Origin of the sequence: Novipirellula rosea (assembly GCF_039541335.1) — a bacterium.
Taxonomy (GTDB): Bacteria; Planctomycetota; Planctomycetia; order Pirellulales; family Pirellulaceae; genus Novipirellula; species Novipirellula rosea.
Genome location: NZ_BAABGA010000076.1, coordinates 1 through 19947, shown reverse-complemented (window position 1 = coordinate 19947; position 19947 = coordinate 1). Strand labels below are relative to the sequence as shown.

At 54.3% G+C, this 19947-nt stretch carries 15 protein-coding genes; 8 read left to right on the top strand and 7 right to left on the bottom strand.

All coding sequences use genetic code 11. The features are described 5' to 3' along the window. Positions 1-195 precede the first annotated feature (195 nt). Both ABD971_RS26575 and ABD971_RS26570 read left to right on the top strand, forming a co-directional pair. Entirely contained in the window at positions 196-2706 is a 2511-nt protein-coding gene (locus ABD971_RS26575; protein ID WP_345326881.1) for a DUF1553 domain-containing protein, read from the top strand. A gap of 79 nt (positions 2707-2785) precedes the next feature. Continuing rightward, positions 2786-4246, top strand: a complete 1461-nt coding sequence (locus ABD971_RS26570) for a DUF1501 domain-containing protein (RefSeq protein ID WP_345326880.1) — start codon at positions 2786-2788, stop codon at positions 4244-4246. Between the two features lie 1351 nt (positions 4247-5597). On the opposite strand, the gene ABD971_RS26565 is transcribed toward ABD971_RS26570, so the two are convergent. From ABD971_RS26565 to ABD971_RS26540, 6 genes are all read right to left on the bottom strand, one after another. Beyond that, positions 5598-6239, bottom strand: a complete 642-nt coding sequence (locus ABD971_RS26565) for a hypothetical protein (RefSeq protein WP_345326879.1) — start codon at positions 6237-6239, stop codon at positions 5598-5600. Beyond that, complete coding sequence (locus ABD971_RS26560) at positions 6236-7582, bottom strand: FG-GAP repeat domain-containing protein (RefSeq protein ID WP_345326878.1); 1347 nt, start codon at positions 7580-7582, stop codon at positions 6236-6238. The genes ABD971_RS26565 and ABD971_RS26560 overlap by 4 nt, the downstream gene beginning before the upstream one ends. Positions 7583-7940: 358 nt before the next feature. Beyond that, positions 7941-9299 (bottom strand): serine hydrolase, encoded by a 1359-nt coding sequence (locus ABD971_RS26555; RefSeq protein ID WP_345326877.1) that lies wholly within the window; start codon positions 9297-9299, stop codon positions 7941-7943. 622 nt (positions 9300-9921) lie between these two features. Then, positions 9922-10317 (bottom strand): hypothetical protein, encoded by a 396-nt coding sequence (locus ABD971_RS26550; RefSeq protein WP_345326876.1) that lies wholly within the window; start codon positions 10315-10317, stop codon positions 9922-9924. Positions 10318-12475: 2158 nt separating this feature from the next. After that, entirely contained in the window at positions 12476-13030 is a 555-nt protein-coding gene (locus tag ABD971_RS26545; RefSeq protein ID WP_345326875.1) for a hypothetical protein, read from the bottom strand. A gap of 85 nt (positions 13031-13115) precedes the next feature. Then, positions 13116-13478, bottom strand: a complete 363-nt coding sequence (locus tag ABD971_RS26540; protein ID WP_345326874.1) for a hypothetical protein — start codon at positions 13476-13478, stop codon at positions 13116-13118. 149 nt (positions 13479-13627) lie between these two features. On the opposite strand from ABD971_RS26540, the gene ABD971_RS26535 reads away from it, so the two are divergent. The 5 genes from ABD971_RS26535 to ABD971_RS26515 all read left to right on the top strand — a co-directional run bounded on the left by ABD971_RS26535 (position 13628) and on the right by ABD971_RS26515 (position 17500). Further along, complete coding sequence (locus ABD971_RS26535; RefSeq protein WP_345326873.1) at positions 13628-13756, top strand: hypothetical protein; 129 nt, start codon at positions 13628-13630, stop codon at positions 13754-13756. Positions 13757-14537: 781 nt separating this feature from the next. Next, complete coding sequence (locus ABD971_RS26530) at positions 14538-14729, top strand: hypothetical protein (RefSeq protein ID WP_345326872.1); 192 nt, start codon at positions 14538-14540, stop codon at positions 14727-14729. 464 nt (positions 14730-15193) lie between these two features. Further along, the gene (locus ABD971_RS26525) at positions 15194-16102 is read left to right on the top strand and encodes a site-specific integrase (protein WP_345326871.1); all 909 of its coding nucleotides are present in this window, start codon (positions 15194-15196) and stop codon (positions 16100-16102) included. A gap of 19 nt (positions 16103-16121) precedes the next feature. Beyond that, on the top strand, positions 16122-17252 hold the full coding sequence (locus ABD971_RS26520) for an IS91 family transposase (protein WP_345326870.1): 1131 nt from the start codon (positions 16122-16124) through the stop codon (positions 17250-17252). A gap of 122 nt (positions 17253-17374) precedes the next feature. Then, positions 17375-17500: a hypothetical protein gene (locus ABD971_RS26515; protein ID WP_345326869.1), complete on the top strand. Its 126-nt coding sequence runs from the start codon at positions 17375-17377 to the stop codon at positions 17498-17500. A 106-nt stretch (positions 17501-17606) separates the two neighbouring features. Here ABD971_RS26515 and ABD971_RS26510 read toward each other — a convergent pair whose 3' ends face one another. Then, positions 17607-17936, bottom strand: coding sequence for a hypothetical protein (locus tag ABD971_RS26510; RefSeq protein ID WP_345326868.1), 330 nt, complete (start codon positions 17934-17936; stop codon positions 17607-17609). An 823-nt stretch (positions 17937-18759) separates the two neighbouring features. Between ABD971_RS26510 and ABD971_RS26505 the strand changes: the two genes are divergently transcribed. Next, complete coding sequence (locus tag ABD971_RS26505; protein WP_345326867.1) at positions 18760-19116, top strand: tyrosine-type recombinase/integrase; 357 nt, start codon at positions 18760-18762, stop codon at positions 19114-19116. Positions 19117-19947 lie beyond the last annotated feature (831 nt).

Below are 19947 nucleotides of genomic sequence, written 5' to 3'. Positions count from 1 at the left end.
AAACGCGACGTTTCTGGTCATGGTGTGGGTGACTGCTGGGTCGGCAATATATCTCAATTGCGATGCGTGATTCCTACTTGGCGTCAGCCTGGTTTCCTGTCACAATAGCGGGGTGCCATCACGGTTGCTGTCCCACCTCGCTTCCATCAGTGCACCGGCATCACATCCCACCTTCGACGGCAAGAAATCAAAGTTATGATTCGACTCAATGCTCTGTCCTCCGTCCGTCCGCTTGGCCGTTACGCGATCCTGATGCTAGCTGCCTGCGGGGTGATCGGTGGGCTGAGTGGGCAATCCGGTGCAGCCGAGGGCAGTGCATCCTCGGAAACTCCAGCACCGGCGTCGGTCGATTTTATCAAGCAGGTGCAACCGATCTTGGCCAAGCGGTGCTTCGCTTGTCATGGCCCCGATAAAGCCGAAGGCGGGATTTCGTTTGCTGAACAGGAATCGGCGTTCGCCGAAGCCGAGTCTGGCGAGTTCGCCATCGTCGCAGGCGATGTGGACGCCAGTATGTTAGTCGCACGGATCACCACCGACGACGAATTTGAACGCATGCCGCCCGAAGGCGATCCCGTAACCCCGGCCGAAGCCGAATTGCTAACGCAGTGGATCGCCGAAGGGGCCGCTTGGGGGAAACATTTCGCGTTCGAGCCGATGGGCAACCCGGATCCGCCGCGAGTTGCGGATCCTGTATGGAACGAAAACCCGATCGACGCATTCCTTTTCAAGTCGCTCGGCGAAGCCGGTTTGAAACCGAACGCTTCGGCGGACCGCCGAACGTTGGTGCGCCGCGCCTACTACGATCTGACGGGGCTGCCGCCATCGCCCGCGGCGGTGGAAGCGTTTGTCAACAATGATTCTCCCGATGCGTTCTCTAGCCTTGTTGACGAATTACTTCAATCGCCTCACTACGGTGAACGCTGGGGACGCCATTGGTTGGACCTCGTTCGCTACGCCGAGTCTAACTCCTTCGAACGCGATAACCCCAAAGAAAACGCGTGGAAGTATCGTGACTACGTCATCAAGTCTTTTAACGATGACAAACCGTACGACCAATTCGTCCGCGAGCAACTCGCTGGCGACGAACTCGATTCCGTGACCACCGAAACACTGACCGCGACGGGCTTCTACCGCCTGGGGATCTGGGATGACGAACCTGCGGATCCTGTTCAAGCTCGATTCGACGAGATGGACGACTTGATCACCACGACGGGGCAAGCGTTCTTGGGGCTGACGATCAACTGTGCTCGTTGCCATGACCACAAGATCGATCCCATCCCGCAAACCGATTACTACAGCATGTTGTCGTTTTTCGAGGATGTGACTCGCTATGCATCGGGCGGCACCGATCCAGCGAACAATCAAATTGACATCACGTCCGCAGAGCTAAAGGCTCGTTATCACGATAACGATGTCGCCCGCAAAAAGATCGAAGCGGCGATGCACGAGATCGAGCAAGCGGGGATCGTCAAGATGTCCGCTCCGGATCAACGAGCGACCGAAGGCCCTCGTCGTGAACGAGAAAAAGTACTGAAGGAAAAACTCAAGGAAAACCTCAGCTCCGATCAATGGCGCAAGTACGAATCACTTCGCAAGCGACTGCGTGAGAACCAGCGAGAACTGAAACAATTGCCACCGCGAAACTCGGTCATGGGATTGGCCAAATACCCGCCGAAACCGGGCAAGACGTTTGTGATGTTCCGAGGCAACCCGCACTCGCCTGGCGACGAGGTTCAGCCGTCGTTCCCCGAGATTTTTGAAACCGCCATTCCCGAAGTCCAATCCAATAACGATGTGACGCGAGTCGACGCGTTCAATAACCGATCGCTCGGACGACGTCGCGTGCTCGCGGATTGGATCGTCAGCGATGACAACCGCCTGACCGCTCGCGTGATGGTGAACCGAATTTGGCAATTCCATTTCGGACGGGGCATTGTTCGCAGCAGCAATAACTTTGGCCAACTTGGTACTCCACCGACTCATCCGGAACTACTCGATTGGCTGGCCCAGACGTTTATTCAAAGTGGCTGGAAAATCAAAGACATGCACCGGCTGATCATGAATAGTCGAGCCTACCAGATGTCGTCGGCAAGTCGCGACGACGGGTTGGCGATCGATCCGGCAAACGATTTATTTTGGCGGTTTGATCCTCGTCGCCTGAGTGCAGAAGAGGTTCGCGATTCGATTCTGGCGGTCAACGGATCGCTGAACCCGAGTGTTTATGGCCCAAGTTTCTATGAGAAATTGTCCGCCGAAGTGTTGGCGGGGCAATCACGGCCGGGCCAAGGCTGGGGCGATTCGCCCGAAGAACAACGTAATCGACGCAGCGTTTATATCCATGTGAAACGCTCGCTGTTGACGCCGCTGTTGACCGCCTTCGATTTCCCTGATCCCGATCTGACGTGTGAAGCTCGCTTTGCCACGCTGCAGCCGGGGCAAGCGTTATCACTGTTGAATAGTGACTTTATTCACGATCAAGCGACGAAGTTTGCCAAGTCGATTGACGCGGCGAGTGTCGGAAATGACGAGGTCGTTCGCCGAGCCATCATGGCCGCGTTCGCTCGACCAGCTACCGATGCCGAGATTGCCGACGGCGATGCGTTGATCGAAAAACTAGTGTCGCACGACGGTATCACACGCACTCGAGCGGTCAGTCTGTATTGCTTGACTGTGATGAATTGGAACGAGTTTCTGTTTGTCGATTAAACGTGGATCGATGCGGCATCAAACCCATCACGCGGCTTGACTTTCTTCCCCCCAAAAAACAATCACTGAGAGTCCGATCATGACCAAGCGAGACAACTTCTGCGGCCGTACTCGCCGAGAATTCTTGTGGCAAACCGGCGGCGGTTTCGGTGCTGCCGCGATCGCTTCGATGCTCGGATCGGATGGTTTTTTCGATCGCGCGACGGCGTCGGAATCCGATTCACCGTTTGTGAATCCTTTGGCGGCTAAGCCACCGCACTTCGCTCCCAAAGCAAAGTCGGTGATCTTTCTGTTCATGTATGGCGGACCAAGCCATATCGATACGTTCGATTACAAACCGAACATGATCGGCATGGACGGCAAGACGGTCGACGTCAAAACGTTTGGCCGCGGCGGGCACAAAAGTGGCGGCCGCATTGTCGAGCCTCGTTGGAAGTTCAAACAGCACGGCGAATGCGGGAAATGGGTCAGTTCACTGTTTCCTAACGTCGCAAACCATGTCGACGATATCGCGTTTCTGCACTCGATGACGGCCGATTCGCCGATCCATGGGTCCGCGATGTTGATGATGAACAGTGGCCGGATTCTGTCGGGGAACCCCGCGATGGGATCTTGGTTGACCTATGGACTCGGCAGCGTCAATGAGAACCTGCCCGGTTTCGTCGTCATGCTCGACCCCAGTGGCGGGCCGATCAGCGGCGCCAAGAACTGGAGCAGCGGTTATATGCCGGCGACGTATCAAGGCAACGTGTTTCGCGCCGAAGGAGCTCCGATCTTGGATCTGGCACCGCCAAGCGATTTGCCCGAAGGTGTGCAGCGACAATTGATTGATTCGATTCAAAAAGCGAATAATCGCCATCTGATCTCACGCGAAAGCAATAGCGACTTGTCGTCTCGGATCGCCAGCTACGAACTGGCTTACAAGATGCAAGCCGCTGCGCCCGAGGCTGTGGATCTGAGTAGCGAGGATGCCAAAACGATTGCGATGTACGGCGCCGATCAAGAGCAGACACGTGACTTTGGCAAACGTTGTATCATCGCACGACGATTGGTCGAACGCGGGGTGCGGTTCATTCAGCTGTACAGTGGCGGTGCCCACAACGATCACAACTGGGACGCCCACGGCAACCTCGAGGACAACCACAATAAACACGCCGGCGCGACCGACAAGCCGGTCGCGGCTCTGTTGGCCGATTTGAAACAACGTGGCATGCTCGATGAAACGCTCGTCGTGTGGGGCGGCGAGTTTGGCCGACAACCTACCGCTGAATATGCCGAAGGATCAGGCCGCGATCACAACGCGTACGGCTTTACGATGTTCATGGCAGGCGGCGGGATCAAAGGCGGGATCAGCCATGGAACAACCGACGAACTGGGCTCGCAAGCCGCTGAAAACCCACTGCACGTCAAAAACTTGCACGCCACGATCCTGCATCAAATGGGGCTCGACCCCAATCACTTGTCGTACTTCTATGGCGGCTTAGAACAAAAGTTAGTCGGCGTCGAGCACGTCGAGCCGATCCACGAGATCATCGCCTAGCACCACGTGTGTTCCACTGAGCCAGTCTCAACGCGACGGCATGCATGTAGACCTTGCCCGCGCAAGTGGGGATTGCCTGCAAGTCGCAACGCGACGGCAGGAGAGCCCGCGGCGGTTTGATTCACCCTGGAGACGCCATTGCACGTTGTTTCGGCGGGGCGACGCTATTTTGGGTTTCCAAACTTGTAAGGCAGTCGGCCCGCGGATCACGCACATCAATGCGAATGGGCAGGGCACGAAAGCCGCGATGGCGGCGAAAGCAGTTAGCCCCATGCGTAAGTTTTGAAGTTGCGCTTTTGTATTTAGGGGCAAAGCCCCAGACGTTTACCTGGCCCAGCCCAACGGGCTGGGACCTAGAAAACCAATGAATGGAAGGGCCAACGGTCCGGCCGTTTGCTGGGACTTAATGAGGCCGGCTAGGCAAATTGCTGGGCCTTTGGCCAGAAGAATGTCTAAACGCTCAACTTCAAGATGCGTAGGCATGGGGTTCCGAACACAACACACGACAATAGCCGCGGTAGCGGCGACAGCGATCGTGATCCCTGGTTTACCCCTCGCGTCGCAAACGACCTGCATCGGAAAGGTGTCGAAAGGTTAAAAAAATGGAGACGACTCCGGCGATTGAGTTCTGTCAAGAATCGCCGTGGCAGTCACATTTTCCTGTCGCACCAATTTTCCTGTCGACTTTTCGTCCGCGCACACTACATCGTTCCATCGATTCTGAGTCTGCCCTGCTCCATCGTGCAAGCTCGCTCACACCGCAAGTAAAGACAGAAAGATTGGTGCGACAGAAAGATTTCAAAGCCTTTTGAACTGGACTATCTATCTTTGTGCCAACCGATCCAGCCAGTGTTACCAGTCGCAACGCGACGATATGCAGTAGCCACGGACGTCAGTCCGTGGAAAGATGCACCCCCCACCGTACAGAGTCGCGAAGCGACGGCAGGCATTGCGGCACAGTGCAACGCACCCGAGCTGCAGCGAAAGGTTAAAAGATGTGAGATTAAAACATGGGGACGACGCAGGCGATTGCATCGTGTCACGAATCCCGATGGCCGTCTCGTGTTTCGGTCGCACGAACTTTTTTCTCGACCTTGCGTCAGTGAAATCAACGAGCGAAAATCCCGGGTCAATCTCACGAACCATAACGATCTTTGGACTCTGACGTTGGTTCGTCCCAACTCGACAAATTTCTTGCTCCGCAGCTCACGACACAATAATTGGTGCGATAGAACGATTCAAAAGTCGTCACCCTCGCGACTGAGTCTGTGGCGGTTTCTGTACGAACCACGACAGTACGAAAGCGGTGTCTCGCAGTTGATCCAAGTTAGTTTGGACTGGAGAAGCATGTTCATGGGGAACCAGCACTACACGTCAACTCGATCGTGAGCACCGACTTGGTCGGCCGAAGGCATCGCCGCGAATTGCACGCTTGGTACGATACCGAGCAAATCAGCTGATGGTCGCCCGGTTCGATCTCGTTCGAAACTTGGATCGTTTGCACGAACTCGACGTCGCCGGTGAAAACCGATTGGCCGCCAGGGTTTAGCGAACGGACCGGCGCGGGAGCATCCCAATCTTCGATCGCGGTGAACCCCACAGGCAACTCAAGTTCGATTTGAGTCGGGATCTGCGGTGCAGACGCATCCATGCTGTGGATCTCGTACGCAGGGTCGATGCTAAAGACCACCGACACTTCAAAGGACTCACCGACGCGAACGTCTCGCTTTGATGCAGCGAACCGCACCTCGACGGGATCATTTTCACTCGATGGCTTGATGAACTCGGGTGCAGCAGGGGGCGGTTCGAGTTGGTTGTCGTTTGTGGAGTCGGAGCGTGAAACCGCCGGTTCGGGTACTTTCGACAGATTGGTTGCGGTTTCCGGTCGGTGGCCGCATCCAACAAGCAAGAAGAAAACGATGAGAAACAGCCACGGCGGTTTACATCGATGGGACGCTTCGAACCCGCAGGTCCTGTGAGTGGTATTGATCATTTGCGCAAGTATAACCAGACGTGTCCATGAGCCAGCGCAAGATCGAAACTTCGATCCCCAGACCCCTTGGTGGTTGCGAGGTAGGGGCGAAGCGACTTGGCGAATTGCTCTTCGTTCTCCTCCATTTCTTTTGCTTCGAGGGTCTCACGTAGAGCCTTATACTCGGTCGACCATGCTTTGTCTGCTTCGTCACTGAAGACCTCGTCACCTGGATAACGTTCCGCAAAGTCTTTGCGTAGAGCTTTTAATTTCTCAGCAAACGCCTTGCCCAGTTTCTCACTTGCGGCGATGAGCTCTTCGGCTTCCTGCTTCTGTTGCGGTGACAAATCAGATTTAAAATCATATGCGGTGTAAAAGTCACCCACGACAAGATCGAGTTTGCCGTCGCCATTGACGTCGGCGACATCGACTTGAGATCGTATTCCGGGAATGATCGCAGACTCATCCCACATGACTCGGTTGTATCCATTGCCCTCATGTGCATCGACAAGAATCACGCCTTTTGCGAACGTCGGCGAAGTCTTGGTTCCGGCGTTACGAAAGAATGTCACACTACCGTCGTCACTACCCGCGATAACGTCCCATAATCCGTCGCCATCCCAATCTGCAACCACGGGACAGAAGTGAGCGTTGACTTTAAGCGGCTCGCCGGCGGCGTCAATATCGACGTTTTCTGCGGCAAACTCTGGAGTCTTCGCATTGCCTTCGTTGAGCCGCAGTTTGACGGTGCCGTCAAAACAACCAATCAGTAGATCAAGGTCACCGTCGTCGTCCCAGTCGACCGCTTCAAAAAAACTGCCGAACGATTGATAGTGCTGTTTCTGGATCGGAGCGGAACGAATCGGAACCCCCGTCTTGTCAAGAAGTTCCTCGCGGGCTGCAAAGCGGTTGTTGGGCAGGCCGCGAAAGAGGTAGCAATGTCCTGGGTCATATGAATTGGCGATCATGTCGCGAATTCCATCACCGTCAAGATCGCAAAAACGAGCTTGGCTGCCGATGCAGCAGTAGATGTTTACTTCCGCGTCCACGTCACCCGCTTGAATGAAGCCTTTGCTCTCATAAGCAGGTTCACTGGCGGTACCCGTATTGTGGTACCAGCGAAACTTGCCACCAAAGTCACCGACAATCAAATCGTCCAATCCGTCGCCGTCAAGATCCTCGATGCACGGAGCGCTGTGTCCCCATGCGGGGCCCGTGTCAATGAACTGGCCATCAGCGCGCAGCCGGATCGGCGGCTCGAACAAAGTGTTCGTCGTGCCGTCTGCGCCTTGGGCCACGGTCATCGTGGTTGTCCAAACGATCGTCACAATTACGGTCAGCCTCTGCAACGCTTTGACACCCATGCGGTTCTCCAATTTTTGGTGCAATTGAACAGTCAAGGTAACCGAGTGGTAACGAACGATTGTCCTTTGTCTGCTAAGCCCAGTTGGCTCCAGCACTCCGGGGCATTGACTGGCTGTTCGTTCTTGTTTCGGTATTGCAAGCGCCTGCATCGTACTGCGCGTGTTACCCGGTTGCAAGCAATTTTTGCTACCGCGACTCAGGGCAGACCATTCCAAATGCAAGCGTTGGCCGATCGCCGATAGTGCCATGGAATGCGTTATTTGTTCCAGGGGGCTTCGCATCAACTTGCTTACGCCCGGATGATTTGCATTAGGCCATGACCGGTGGACGACGTCATTGCCTGGAGTTTGTTGCGAACTAGCGACGGAGAATCAAATCTCGTACTTCGGTACACGCCTCACTCGACTTCGCGTTTGTCGAAACCACCACGACCATGTTGCGTGCCGGGACGACGTAGAGTCCGGAATAGTTCATGCCATTGGTCCCTGTGTGCCAATGAAGCTCGCCAGGAACCCAGTCGGGATCACTGACCGTCCACCCAAGTCCGTAGTTTTGCTTTAGTGGGTCCGTATGCAGCCGGACGAAGGTTGGGCGTGACACAAACTTTGCGGTGGTTGGACCATATTGCAGATGCAAATGCCCGAATAACGCCAAGTCGATCACACTGCAATGCACTCGGCTTGACGGTCCCATGCAGGGTGCGTTGTCGGCTGTTGGTCGGGCCGGTTTCATCTCCACGCCCACGCCAATGTGCCCGCGTGGCTGATCGATCTTGTCCGGGTCCGAGGGCGGGCCAAACCCCGCCGTTTCCATATTCAGCGGTGCGAACACCATTTCGCTCATCATGTCTTCCCACGATTCGCCGGTCGCTGCCTCTGCCATCGCAGCGGCGACGCAATATCCAAAATTGGCGTAAACATGCTTCTCACCAATCGACCCGACCGGAGGTTGTTGAAGTACGATTTCTACCATCTTCTTCCGCTGGTCCAGGATGTCTCCTCTTAGCCCACTGATCGCCGCATTCAGTTCGGGTGATTGTCGCCGATCGCTCGGCAGCCCGGATCGATGCAGCAAGAAATGTTCCAACGTCACGTTGGCATATTCGGGTCGGATACGATCGATTAGGTCGGGAAACGCCTGAGCCACAGTCGTGTTCCAACGGAGTTTTCCTCGGTCCACCAGCATGCCGAGGAGCATCGAGGTCATCGGCTTTGATATTGATCCGTGGTGAAACTTGTCTTCGATGGTGACCGGCTCGTCGGAATCCATCTGTCGTAGACCAACAGCACCGACTGCGATCAACTGGTTGCCCTGGACAACGGCCGCCGCCAGGGCGGGGACTCCATATTTTTGTCGTACCGGTTCGAGCAATGCGTTGAGTGAAGCAACGTTGCGTCGGACAAGAGGAGAAGCGTTCTGTGCGGGCTGACGGCGATCACGGTTTTGGACGCGGTCCTTCTGCATTTCGCTTTGTCGTTCACGCACGAACTGACGGTCAGTTTCACTGAGTTTCGCTAACGGTACGGTGATCGTATTGCCGTCCGCTTTACGGAGACGGATCGTGCTTCGACGCAAATCGATGAATTCCGCCTCAACCGTAAATGCCCCATCGTCACTCGTCCACGTCCGAAGTGGCTCAGAGGGCGTTTGCGCATCGACCGCACTGGCAAATACAATGGCCGTCAGAGCTAATAAGAGAAGGACTCGGGTTTTCATCAACAGGATTGCTCCTTACATCGGTTTGCTAATGGTGCTGCAGGCAATGTGGGTGGTCGCGCGGCAGCGATTCGTGATGTTGTGTTTACAAAGACGTGTAGATGGAAGACGTTGCCGCGGCACGTACGCGCCCCATGGTTCTTGCGTTTCGCTGAATCGGCGAGTATTTCGTTCATCCAATCGCTCTTGCGCAACGACAAGATACCGGAGATGATGAGACCGAGCAACGATCCTGCGCGTGCTCCGCAACGCGGTACGCGATCTCGATTTGCACGACCAACGCAGATGCGTACGACGATTAGACCGCCAGTAGTTCCCAAAATGTTGCCCTCGGCTTGTCCCCGCCGGCCGAGACGATTCACACCGAAAGCGAGGGCAGAAAGATTGGTGCGACAAAAAGATTCAAAGGCAAGCAAACGAAGAAACGAATATCTCTGTGATTGAGATCATCCATACGGACCGTTTGCCGACTACGTGTTTTTGATTACTGCATCGAGCAATCGTGGTGACGTAGCCATCGGTTATTGCAGCGCGTTCCCGGTCGCAAGGCGACCAAAGACGACAGGACCTGGACGTGAATCTTAGCATCACTTTTTAGGCTGGTCCCCGATGGGCGGCTGGTTTACGTTCGAGTGATCATCGTGAATGCATGAGCGAGCATTGCTGCGACGACCCCAAGTGCAGCGGCGTATTTCGCAAATTCGTGAAACGGGAACAAGCGTTTATGGTTGCCCCAGAACCATTGAAAGTGAATGAACAGCCCAACGCAAACGACGACCATGCCAAACGTGACAGCATGAACACCGGTGATGTTCAACCAGAATCCTCGGCCGAGTGGTTGAAATCCTCTCGTCGTGATGTTTAGGGTCGTTGCGTGTTGCGTCAAACAGCAGGAGATCCCGTAAAACGTCACGATCGACGACAGGCCAGCACCGACGATCCACATCTGAATCGGGCCTCCGGTAGGAGGATCCGTAAGCCAGTCGGCAAGGTCAAACAGGGTTTGATTGTGTCGCATGTCAAAACGCCAGAGAACGCAAGGTGGAGTGTTGCGTAAGCGGCACCATCGCGGAAACGGCAGGGCGCGTAATACGGCCAAAACTCGGTAAAGTTTTTATGGCCACCATCCGTCATTCGCAAAGCCCACGCCCTTCGTTCTCATCAGCGTGCCCACAGTCGCAACGCGACAATTTGTAGTAGCCACGGACGTGAGTCCGTGGAAAGGTACACACCTCACCGCACAGAGTCGCGAAGCGACGGCAGGTATTACGGTCACAGTGCAACGCATGAGCAATGAAGTGAAAGGTTAAAAGATGAGAGATTAAAAAATGGAGACGACGCCGGACATCGTGTTCCGTCAAGAATCGCCGTGCCCGTCACATTTTTCTGTCGCACCAATCTTTCTGTCGGCCTATCGTCCGAGCAATGAATCCGGGCGACATTGGGATCGCGTCAGTAGCAATGTTGCAAAGTCATGGCTGGCTTCAATACGGTCAATCCAAGGTTGGGCAGGAAGATGGAGTGGGCAGAAAAATGGTAAAGCCAGGTGATCGACATGTGATGACAACGCGAGCGTTTCAAGTCCAATCACGAATCGCCATCGCAGCCTCATTTTCTGTCGCACCCATTTTTCTGTCTGCTCTTCCTCGCGGCGATCACCGAACGAAAATTTCGGTGAGTCCCGTACGCGGCGTCGATCCGTTTTTTCTAGGGCCCGTTTGTTCCAGCGAGACGAAATCGTTCATGACGCAAATGACGACAGAAAAATTGGTGCGACAGAAAGATTAGAACGCAGAATAACGGGACCGTCGCTATTTTGGTCATCGTAAGCTAACCTTTCCCCAAGTCGCAACGCGACGAAATGTTGTAGCCACGGACGTGAGTCCGTGGAACGCGATAACAGATGAACCATAGTCGCGAAGCGACGACATGGATTGCGGTTGACAGTACATCAAATCGCACTGTCGCGCCAGCAAGAGGTTAAAAGATGAAGGGATAAAACATGAAGAAAACGCGAGCGTTCTGGTCCAACCACGAACCGCCATTGCAGCCTCATTTGTCTGTCGCACCAATCTTTCTGTCTGCTTAATACCACGACGGTCGCGGAATGAGATTCGTAGAGCGTCCTGTCGCACCGCGTCTATTCACAAAGGTTCGGGACCGTTCGGTCTCAGCATGCAAAATCGTTCACGCCGCATGTGACAACAGAAACATTGATGCGACAGAAAGATTAAAACGCAGAATAACGGGACCGTCGCTATTTTGGTCATCGTAAGCTAACCTTTCCCCAAGTCGCAACGCGACGAAATGTTGTAGCCACGGACGTGAGTCCGTGGAACGCGATAACAGATGAACCATAGTCGCGAAGCGACGACATGGGTTGCGGTTGACAGTACATCAAATCGCACTGTCGCGCCAGCAAGAGGTTAAAAGATGAAGGGATAAAACATGAGGAAAACGTGAGCGTTCTGGTCCAACCACGAACCGCATCGCAGTCTCATCTTTCTATCGCACCAATCTTTCTGCCTGCCACTTACGTCGCTCCGCGAAAGCATGGTTTTGTGTCGAACCGCGTCGCACCGTCGACTTTCTCCAGCAAGAATCAATCTCAGGCGGCCTCCCCTCATGACACGGTCGGGCGCCGCGGAGCAACGGTTAAAAAATCGCTGGTTAGAAGATAAGAAGAGATTGCTATCGCAAATGAGGGCCGAGCAACAATTGGTGTTGGCTGAGTGGCAAGAAGTGTTCCAGCATGACTCGACCCCTGATCGACGCTACCCCGGCACGAATGACGCTGTGTGATCAGGCTTAAAAAAGTCAGGAGGACAGACGAATGGGGGACAGCCGAATGAAGCTGGGTAGAGGCCAAGCGTATCATTCAGCGAGCCGCGGCGAGCAGCGACGCCAACGAGCCGAGACAGCGATCGACGCACTGTTCAACAGAAGGGGCAAATTGGCGACCAGTTACAGGCAAAAGCATGGTTGACACAAAGATGAAGGCAGAAGAATAGGAGGACTCACTTCTTCGCCGTTCCAATTTTCTTGACGCAACAATCTTTCTGTTCTACATCCGATATTGCTTGGCAGGTGCGAACACACCGGCGCAGCTCGCACCAAGGCCCCCGCCGAGCTCTCCTCACTCCTCACTTCTCACTCTGTGTCTTCCTCTCGCCCGTTCACCGCTTCGTGCTGCCGTCGTCGCCTTGGTGTTCAGCCTGTTCGACAAGCAGCAATCGTAATGCGTGAACTGTACGTTCCGCACCGCCAATGGAGGAGTGTAGTCGATGCAGCGGTAGGGTTCCCGTCGGGTTCCTCAAGAGTCGGAGCACGTCAGCGTTTGCAGCGGGAGTGATTCGATACCGCCGACCGTATGCAATCATTTCCGTTTTGTTGTCCGCGGCAAACTTGCCGACAAAAGGCTTGATCGGCCTTCCGTCCGCATTCCAAATTGAGTCTCGTTTGTGTGTTTCAAGAAACATCGCAGGCAGATCAAGGACGTAAGGTCGTTTCTTCTGCACGTCAGGTAGCCCTTCAAACTCGTCTTGCAGGGCCGCAACGGTCGAAAGCTTCTCCAAAGGAACAGCGGTGATCAACAGCAGTGGATCGTACATGTCCGCGGTCGCGGGATCCGCGTCGCTCAACCAAAAGGTCGACAGTCCATTGGGGGGCGTTTGTCCGTATGCAAACCCTACGAACATCAGTGTGATGAGGATGGATGCGAATCTGGTCATGATATCTGGCCAAGCAGAGGGGCAGCGACGATGAATGTTCAATGGTCGAGAAACGAAACTTCGCCGCTCACATCGATCGGAAGGGTTATCCGTCGCCGTGTCGCGGTTTGGTACCGTCCGCATCCAGGGAATTACCGCACGAGGGGCAAGTCACTGTCATTGATCCTAGCGTCTCGCCACAGAAGTAGCAAAATGGCAGTTCGTGTTTACGTGTGTCCTCAATTCTCCCACGCCACTGTTCGATCAGGTGTAGCACATCGTCCTGTTTGCAGTCAGCGGCTAGGACATCGTGTAGTACATCAAAGACTGGCCCCTCGCCCATGTGACCAACTTCCTGGGGTGAAACGAGCCGAGCATTGATTCCCGATTGTCGAAGAGACGCCGTGACCGATTCTGCGTCCTGATAGACCCTGGTGCGGTACACTACAGTCGGTGCTGGGAGCGTCATCAATCAGTTCCTTCGCTTGGGAAATGGCTGCATCCGAATTCGCTTCACTAACAAAACGCGGCGACACGGTACCACGGGCACGGTTCAAAACCTATTGGGACACGCAGTTCTCGGCCGGATAACGGATTGCCATCACCTGGAACGGAGGGATGATGTATCGATTCGGAAAACCTCGCCAGCCAGGCTCGATGTTCGGAATGACGCCTCGCTTCATTGTGTTAGCCGGCTACGAACGATGCAAGAACCATGCCGATAAGGCGAGTGGTAGCAAGCAATGAGACGGCATCAAACCAAAAATTTTCGAGTGTCGTTATCGATTGACGAGCGTGGCGACAAGCAACCGCCGATTTGACTATTGCAAGAATCGAAAAGCTCGACATGAACATGGAAGTAATCAAAAATTGATGCCGCGACGAATTGGCGTCCGTATGAGCGATGTGGGATGCGATCGCAGCTAACGAAAGGGAATCGATTTTGAACTGGATCAGCCCAGAAGCCGGTACTCCCATTTGATTGGCAAAGGGCATCGCAGGCGTATGCTGCTCGCGTCCGACATCTCTCGCTTGACATCACTTCCCACGCTATGCCGCGATCACGTTCGCGGCATAAGCATTGAGATCTTTGGGAATTCGCCTGACTGGAGGCGAATACATTTTTAAACTTTGCCCGCCAGTCGCACCAACCATCGCAAATGAACATCACACAGACCAATTGACGACGTGGCTCGACGACCACGAGTGCAGTTGGACGCTAGCTTCGCAAATGGACAAAGACAGGCAAAAACATGGTGGGCAAAAAGATGAAGACAGAAGAATAATGGCACTCAACACTCCGACGTTTCATTCTTTCCGTCGCACCAATCTTTCTGTCTATCACTTACCTCGATCCTCGAAAGCATCACTCTGTAATCGACAGCGTCGCATCGTACTGCTATCACACAGCGGGACGCTGACTAGGAAAGGTTAAAAAAACACTGGTTAAAAAATAAGAAGCAATTGATTAAGCAAATCAGGAGCGTGCAAGGATCCGCGATTGCTGGGTCGCATGAAGGTATCCGGCATGACGAGAACACTGATCATCGCTAACCCGGGACGAATGACGCTACGTCAACTAATTGTGAAAAACAGAAGGACAGGCGAATGGGGGACAGCCGAACAAAGCTGGGCGGAATATTCAGCGAGCGGCGGCAAACAGCGACGTCAATGGGCCGAAGCAGCGATCGAAGCGTTGCTCAATGGACGGTGCGAATAGCGTCCAGTCACAGGCAAAAACATCGGTGACAAAAAGATGAAGGCACTCAACACGCGGTCTTAAAAAATTTCTGTCGCACCAATCTTTCTGCCCTACATCCGCGATCACCTGAAGCGCACTCCTCACTCCATGTCTCCATGTCTCGCTCCCACCCGCTCGTTAATCATTTTGCCAATTAATCATTCTGCCAATCGATCGACCGCGGAAGCATTTGCGACAGCGATTTGACGGTTGCCATTAAGTCAACGTCGTCAGTTGGAGAACGGTAGCGTTGACCGGGAACGCGCGGGACAGTATCAACCGGCCAAGTCAATGAGCTCACGTTCTCCGGTTCACGCGATGGTTCAAGTAAGCCGCTATCGCGGCGGGTGTGGCTGTTTTTTTTCGATCGTTAGTTTAGCCGATTCTCACGGCGCTGGCATGTTTTCTTGTTGTTTATTTTTCTCTCTCAACAAGGATCTACCATGGTCAACTACGATCGCCTCCCTGCCGCCTCTCGCTATTTCGACGGCAAGCTCTACCAGGACATGAACGACGACCTGCAACTAGCAGGCATGAGCAAACGCACTGTGCACGGCTATCTCCGAGCCGTCCGGCAACTCGCCGACTACTGTGAAAAACGTCCCGACCGAATCAGCGAAGCTGAACTCCGGCGATACTTCCTCTACCTCAAAAACGAAAAGCAATTCGCTTACGGATCGATCCGTGTTGCATTCTCTGGCATCAAGTTCTTCTACTCGCGAACGTGCAAGCGGAATTGGCAGACGCTCGCCACGATGAAGCTGCAGCGGGCAAAAACGATGCCTCAAGTACTCACCATCGAGCAGGTGCACCGCATCGTCAACGCTTGCCGAGTCGAGCGGATCGCTCTGTTTTTTTGGACCACCTACTCGATGGGGTTACGGCTAGAGGAAGTTCGAAACTTGCAAGTCGGTGACATTGATTCTCAGCGGATGATGGTCCATATCCATCGTGGCAAGGGGGCCAAAGATCGCTACGTGCCCCTGCCAACTTCGACTCTCCATTGGCTCCGGCAACACTGGGTGACGCATCGACATCCCCGGTTCCTGTTTCCCGCGGAAGGTCGAAATCACCAACAATCCTCCACGTCCGACACGCCCATCCAAACATCAACCGTCCAAAAAGCGATGTCCAAAATCGCCGTCGACTTGAAGTTCGCCAAACGTGTCAGTATCCACACTCTCCGACATTCTTATGCCACGCATCTACTCGAAGCGGGCGTGTCATTGAAGGTCATTCAGCAGTACCTCGGCCATAGCAGCCTGCAGACCACGTTGATCTACCTGCACCTGACCGACACTGCAGAGGCCAACGCCAGAGAAATGATCGAACAGATCTTCCGTCGCTCCTAACGCTTCATCCTAGGCTGCGATGCCCTCGGTTGCCGATGCACTGCGCAAGCACGCCCCGGCGATTTGGCAGACCCTTTCGATCGTTCAGCAAAAAATTCTCTCGTCCATCATCCGCTGTCGTACGGGTGCACTCGGCGGAGTCCATTACCAGTGCAGCGGTTGTCGCCGCGAGCACTGGGTGGGACGCTCCTGCGGCAATCGGCATTGCCCCAACTGTGGTCACGAGAAAACTCAAGCCTGGATCGAAAAACAGTCCGCTAAATTGATGCCGGTCCATCACTTCCTGGTCACCTTCACGGTGCCTCGGGAGATCGGTTTGGTGCTGCGCGAGTGCCAACGCGAAGGCTATCGCTGTTTGTTTGACGCCAGCAGCCAGAGCATCCGCGATGTGGCTGCCGCGACCAAGAGCCTCAAAGGTTGTCAACTCGGGTTCTTCGGGGTGCTGCACACTTGGGGACGAGATCCAGCGGTTTATCATCCTTACATTCACTACGTTGTTCCCGGCGGCGGAGTGAAGTTGGATGATCATGGCCAGGCCGAGTCATGGCAGAGCACGCCGAAGAACTTTCTGTTTCATCACGACACACTGGTGCGAATCTACAAGGCGAAGCTGGCCGATGAGCTTCGAGCGTGTGGGCTATACGACACCGTTTCAATGTCAGCTTGGAATAAGAAATTCGTCGTCGATATCCAAGCGGTCGGTCACGCGATCCCCACACTCAAGTACCTGGCTCCTTACGTGCACCGGGTCGCCTTGAGCGACAAGCGAATCGTGGCGGTGGATGAGTCGTCGGTGACCTACACGGTGCGTCCATCGAAATCCGTTCGAACCATGACACAAAAAGTCGAAGGGGAATCGTTTGTGCGAGGCTTCGCCCAGCACGTTCTGCCATCGGGTTTTCAAAAGATCCGGCACTATGGCTGGATGAGTCCGAACTCGAAGATCAAACTCGATCAGGTGCGTTGGTTGGTGTGGCTGTTTTTAGGTTGGACGTTCTGGCTGGCCAGCGGACATGCGCCGCAGGAGAAGCCGCTGACACAACCGCTGCGCTGCTCGGACTGCGGTGGCCAGTTGCGAGTGGTCGAGGTGACATACGATCCGATCGAGTGCTCTGATACCCGATCACTTGCCTACTTCGACAGCGGATAATGAAACCGACGAACCCACACCAAAGACATCATTCGCAAACGTTTCCGGGGTGGCGTAGGCTCGAGGTGCGCGCCGATCCGATCGAGGTCGCATTAAAAGTCATTAATAGTTCATTCTCAGCCATGCCAGATCCCACCGAAATGGTCCCAACGTACCTGCGCCGAACCGTTCCGCTTGATCGAACCGAACAACTGGGTGAACAACTGGGTAGCGATGACGATCGAGTGGTCGAAGCAAAACCCAAGTAGTCGATCGAGACACCGCCCTCGCTTCCACGAGCTTCTTGAACAAAGCCCTTGAACATCGGCTCGTACCTCGCGATGTCAAAGGCTTACTGGTTATCCGCCGTAACCCCTATTTTGTTGGCGTTTTAATGGAACGCGTGCCGTAGTAAAAGAACGGGCGTTCCCCATCAAAATCAATGGATTGAAGGTTAGGTTTGCACGCGTTCATCTCAGGCTTGCGGAAGCCGAGCTTCCGAGTCCCGTAGTACACAATCGGATTGAGCTTCGAAAAAGCAGCTTCATTCTGTTCGTTGCTGGCATCAGGAAGGGCATGCTTCTCGATTTGAATTTCGCGGGTTCCAAAGTAGACGAATGATGGCTGGCGAGTAATAGACGTTTTTTGAGATGATTCATGGACGTGATCATCGGCGGCAGCTCGGAGATGCCAAACAGGCGTCAAGGAAAGTGACTGTAACAGCGTCAACGTAGCGATGAATCGGATGCGAAATTGCATTTGTTGCCTCGGTTTTGGTGTTTCCAGACCACGTTAAAACATATGTTAGATAGCGTCTGACGATTTGAAGGGACCAGTCAAGGTAAATCGCACGCTCGGAAAGTGAACGTAGCACCGTTGTCGAAGTCGGATAACGGGAGCGATGTGCGGGCGGCGAACGGTGACTGACCACTTTGGAAAAACAATGCCGCCGCTCCGTCACCATCGCATGGTTCCCCGGTTTGCTGTAGTGGGATGTCGCTAACCACGACGGTTGACGTTGATCCAATCATAGCGAGCGCAACGACCGCCGGCAAATCAGTTGATTGCCGCAAAAACAAAGAAGAAATTTGTTGGCAAAATGATGTGAGGCAAAATGATAAATCAGCTCGCGTCAATCATTTTGCAACTAATCATTCTGCCAATCGATCGACCGGGGGGCATTTGCGACAGTGAGTTGACGCTTGCCTCAACAAGAAACGCTGGAAAACTAGCGGCGGTTCCATCACGCATGCAGGCCGTTTGAATCGCCGGCACGGTTGCCATCAAGTCATCATCGCCAGTCGGGGAACGAAGTAATTATCGCTGGTTGTGGTGGCGACAAGCGGATTCTGGGGGTGTTATCGCCGTTTGGACCTTCGGCTCCCTCGGTGACACGTGGAGTGTTATCGCCGGTGCGAGGGAGTGTTATTGCCGGTTGGCGACCGCTGAGTATGAGGGGACTCGATTCTTGGGTCAAGCAAAATTTTAAACTAATTTCCCATCCGAGGCATTGATCTGTAAGGCAGTCATGCAAAGAGTCAGCAAAGATAGTGCTGCGGCGATACAGGGCGGCGGTAAAATCGATTCAGTACTCCGAAATGCCACCCTGCTTTTAGTGGCCGTGGGAGTGGGCGATGACCTTTGCTGTGGGGCCACCGCAACCGGAACGGAATCTGCTCCACAGGACCGATTTGGCCAGCTTCTCTTTGCCGAATCGGGTGTGTTTGCTGAAAGCACTGGAGCGGAAGCGTCCCGGAGCCGCACGCGAGTTGAAGTGGCTGTCCTCCAGGCGGAAATTCACAAGCATGTCAGTTCGCATGTTTTTCGCCATCGTTTTGCTACGCATTTACTGCGTGCGGGAACCGACATTTACACAGTCCAATAGTTGCTTGGTTACGCGGAGTGAAAGCTGGGAGAATTGAAAAAGTTAAATTGAAAATTGTAAATTTTAAAATGGATGAAGGTGACGGCTGGACCCGAGTGGGAAAGAATTCATTGAACAGGAGGAAAGGGAGGTAACAGAGAGAGAGGTGAATATGTGGCTCTGTTGCCTCTGTTTGCTCCTGTTCAAATAAGACCGAGCGTTTGTTGCTTGCGTTTGCGGCGGGGGCATCTGGTCTGATTGAATGGGGTCGGCTGAGTGGGGTTGACGGTTGTCTTGGAGCGGGATCTTTAGCAAGATCCACTACGGGAGGGTGGGGCCAGACGGATCGGACGCGGAGTTGATGGGCGGTGCGAGTGAGCTGGAGACAGACCCTCACCCGGACGAGGCCTTGAGGGCCCGTCCGACCTCTCCCGTGCTGCGCTCGGGAGAGGTGGCTGGAACAGGCGAGGCCCGCAGTCCAATATCGCCCATCACCAGGTAACCTTCGCCACGATCTCCGGTCATCGGTGAGCCGTCCTATCTTCCTACCTCCATCTTCCTACCAAATTTCCTCGCTTGCGAATTCGGGGTCACAGGGCACGCGGCTAACGCCGTCGGATTGCGGGTTACATGTGATGTGATGCGAGGTGGTGGAGATTGAAAAGGCGTCTTGGGGCGGGATCTTTAGCAAGATCCACTACGGGGAATTGGGGCTAGACGAACCGGACGCGGCATTGATGGGCGGTGCGAGTGAGCTGGAGACAGGCCCTCACCCGGACGAGGCCTTGAGGGCCCAGGGCTGTAAGGGTATGTTGCTAGGTTAATCCTAGCAGCTTCGCCGTCGAAACGTGA

Coding starts and splice junctions, on each gene's coding strand:
- ABD971_RS26565 (WP_345326879.1), bottom strand. CDS start 6,239: ATGATCAATACCACTCACAGGACCTGCGGGTTCGAAGCGTCCCATCGA.
- ABD971_RS26520 (WP_345326870.1), top strand. CDS start 16,122: ATGCCCTCGGTTGCCGATGCACTGCGCAAGCACGCCCCGGCGATTTGG.
- ABD971_RS26575 (WP_345326881.1), top strand. CDS start 196: ATGATTCGACTCAATGCTCTGTCCTCCGTCCGTCCGCTTGGCCGTTAC.
- ABD971_RS26570 (WP_345326880.1), top strand. CDS start 2,786: ATGACCAAGCGAGACAACTTCTGCGGCCGTACTCGCCGAGAATTCTTG.
- ABD971_RS26530 (WP_345326872.1), top strand. CDS start 14,538: ATGACGAGAACACTGATCATCGCTAACCCGGGACGAATGACGCTACGT.
- ABD971_RS26560 (WP_345326878.1), bottom strand. CDS start 7,582: ATGGGTGTCAAAGCGTTGCAGAGGCTGACCGTAATTGTGACGATCGTT.
- ABD971_RS26555 (WP_345326877.1), bottom strand. CDS start 9,299: ATGAAAACCCGAGTCCTTCTCTTATTAGCTCTGACGGCCATTGTATTT.
- ABD971_RS26525 (WP_345326871.1), top strand. CDS start 15,194: ATGGTCAACTACGATCGCCTCCCTGCCGCCTCTCGCTATTTCGACGGC.
- ABD971_RS26535 (WP_345326873.1), top strand. CDS start 13,628: ATGATGTATCGATTCGGAAAACCTCGCCAGCCAGGCTCGATGTTCGGA.
- ABD971_RS26550 (WP_345326876.1), bottom strand. CDS start 10,317: ATGCGACACAATCAAACCCTGTTTGACCTTGCCGACTGGCTTACGGAT.
- ABD971_RS26540 (WP_345326874.1), bottom strand. CDS start 13,478: ATGACGCTCCCAGCACCGACTGTAGTGTACCGCACCAGGGTCTATCAG.
- ABD971_RS26545 (WP_345326875.1), bottom strand. CDS start 13,030: ATGACCAGATTCGCATCCATCCTCATCACACTGATGTTCGTAGGGTTT.
- ABD971_RS26515 (WP_345326869.1), top strand. CDS start 17,375: ATGCCAGATCCCACCGAAATGGTCCCAACGTACCTGCGCCGAACCGTT.
- ABD971_RS26505 (WP_345326867.1), top strand. CDS start 18,760: ATGCAAAGAGTCAGCAAAGATAGTGCTGCGGCGATACAGGGCGGCGGT.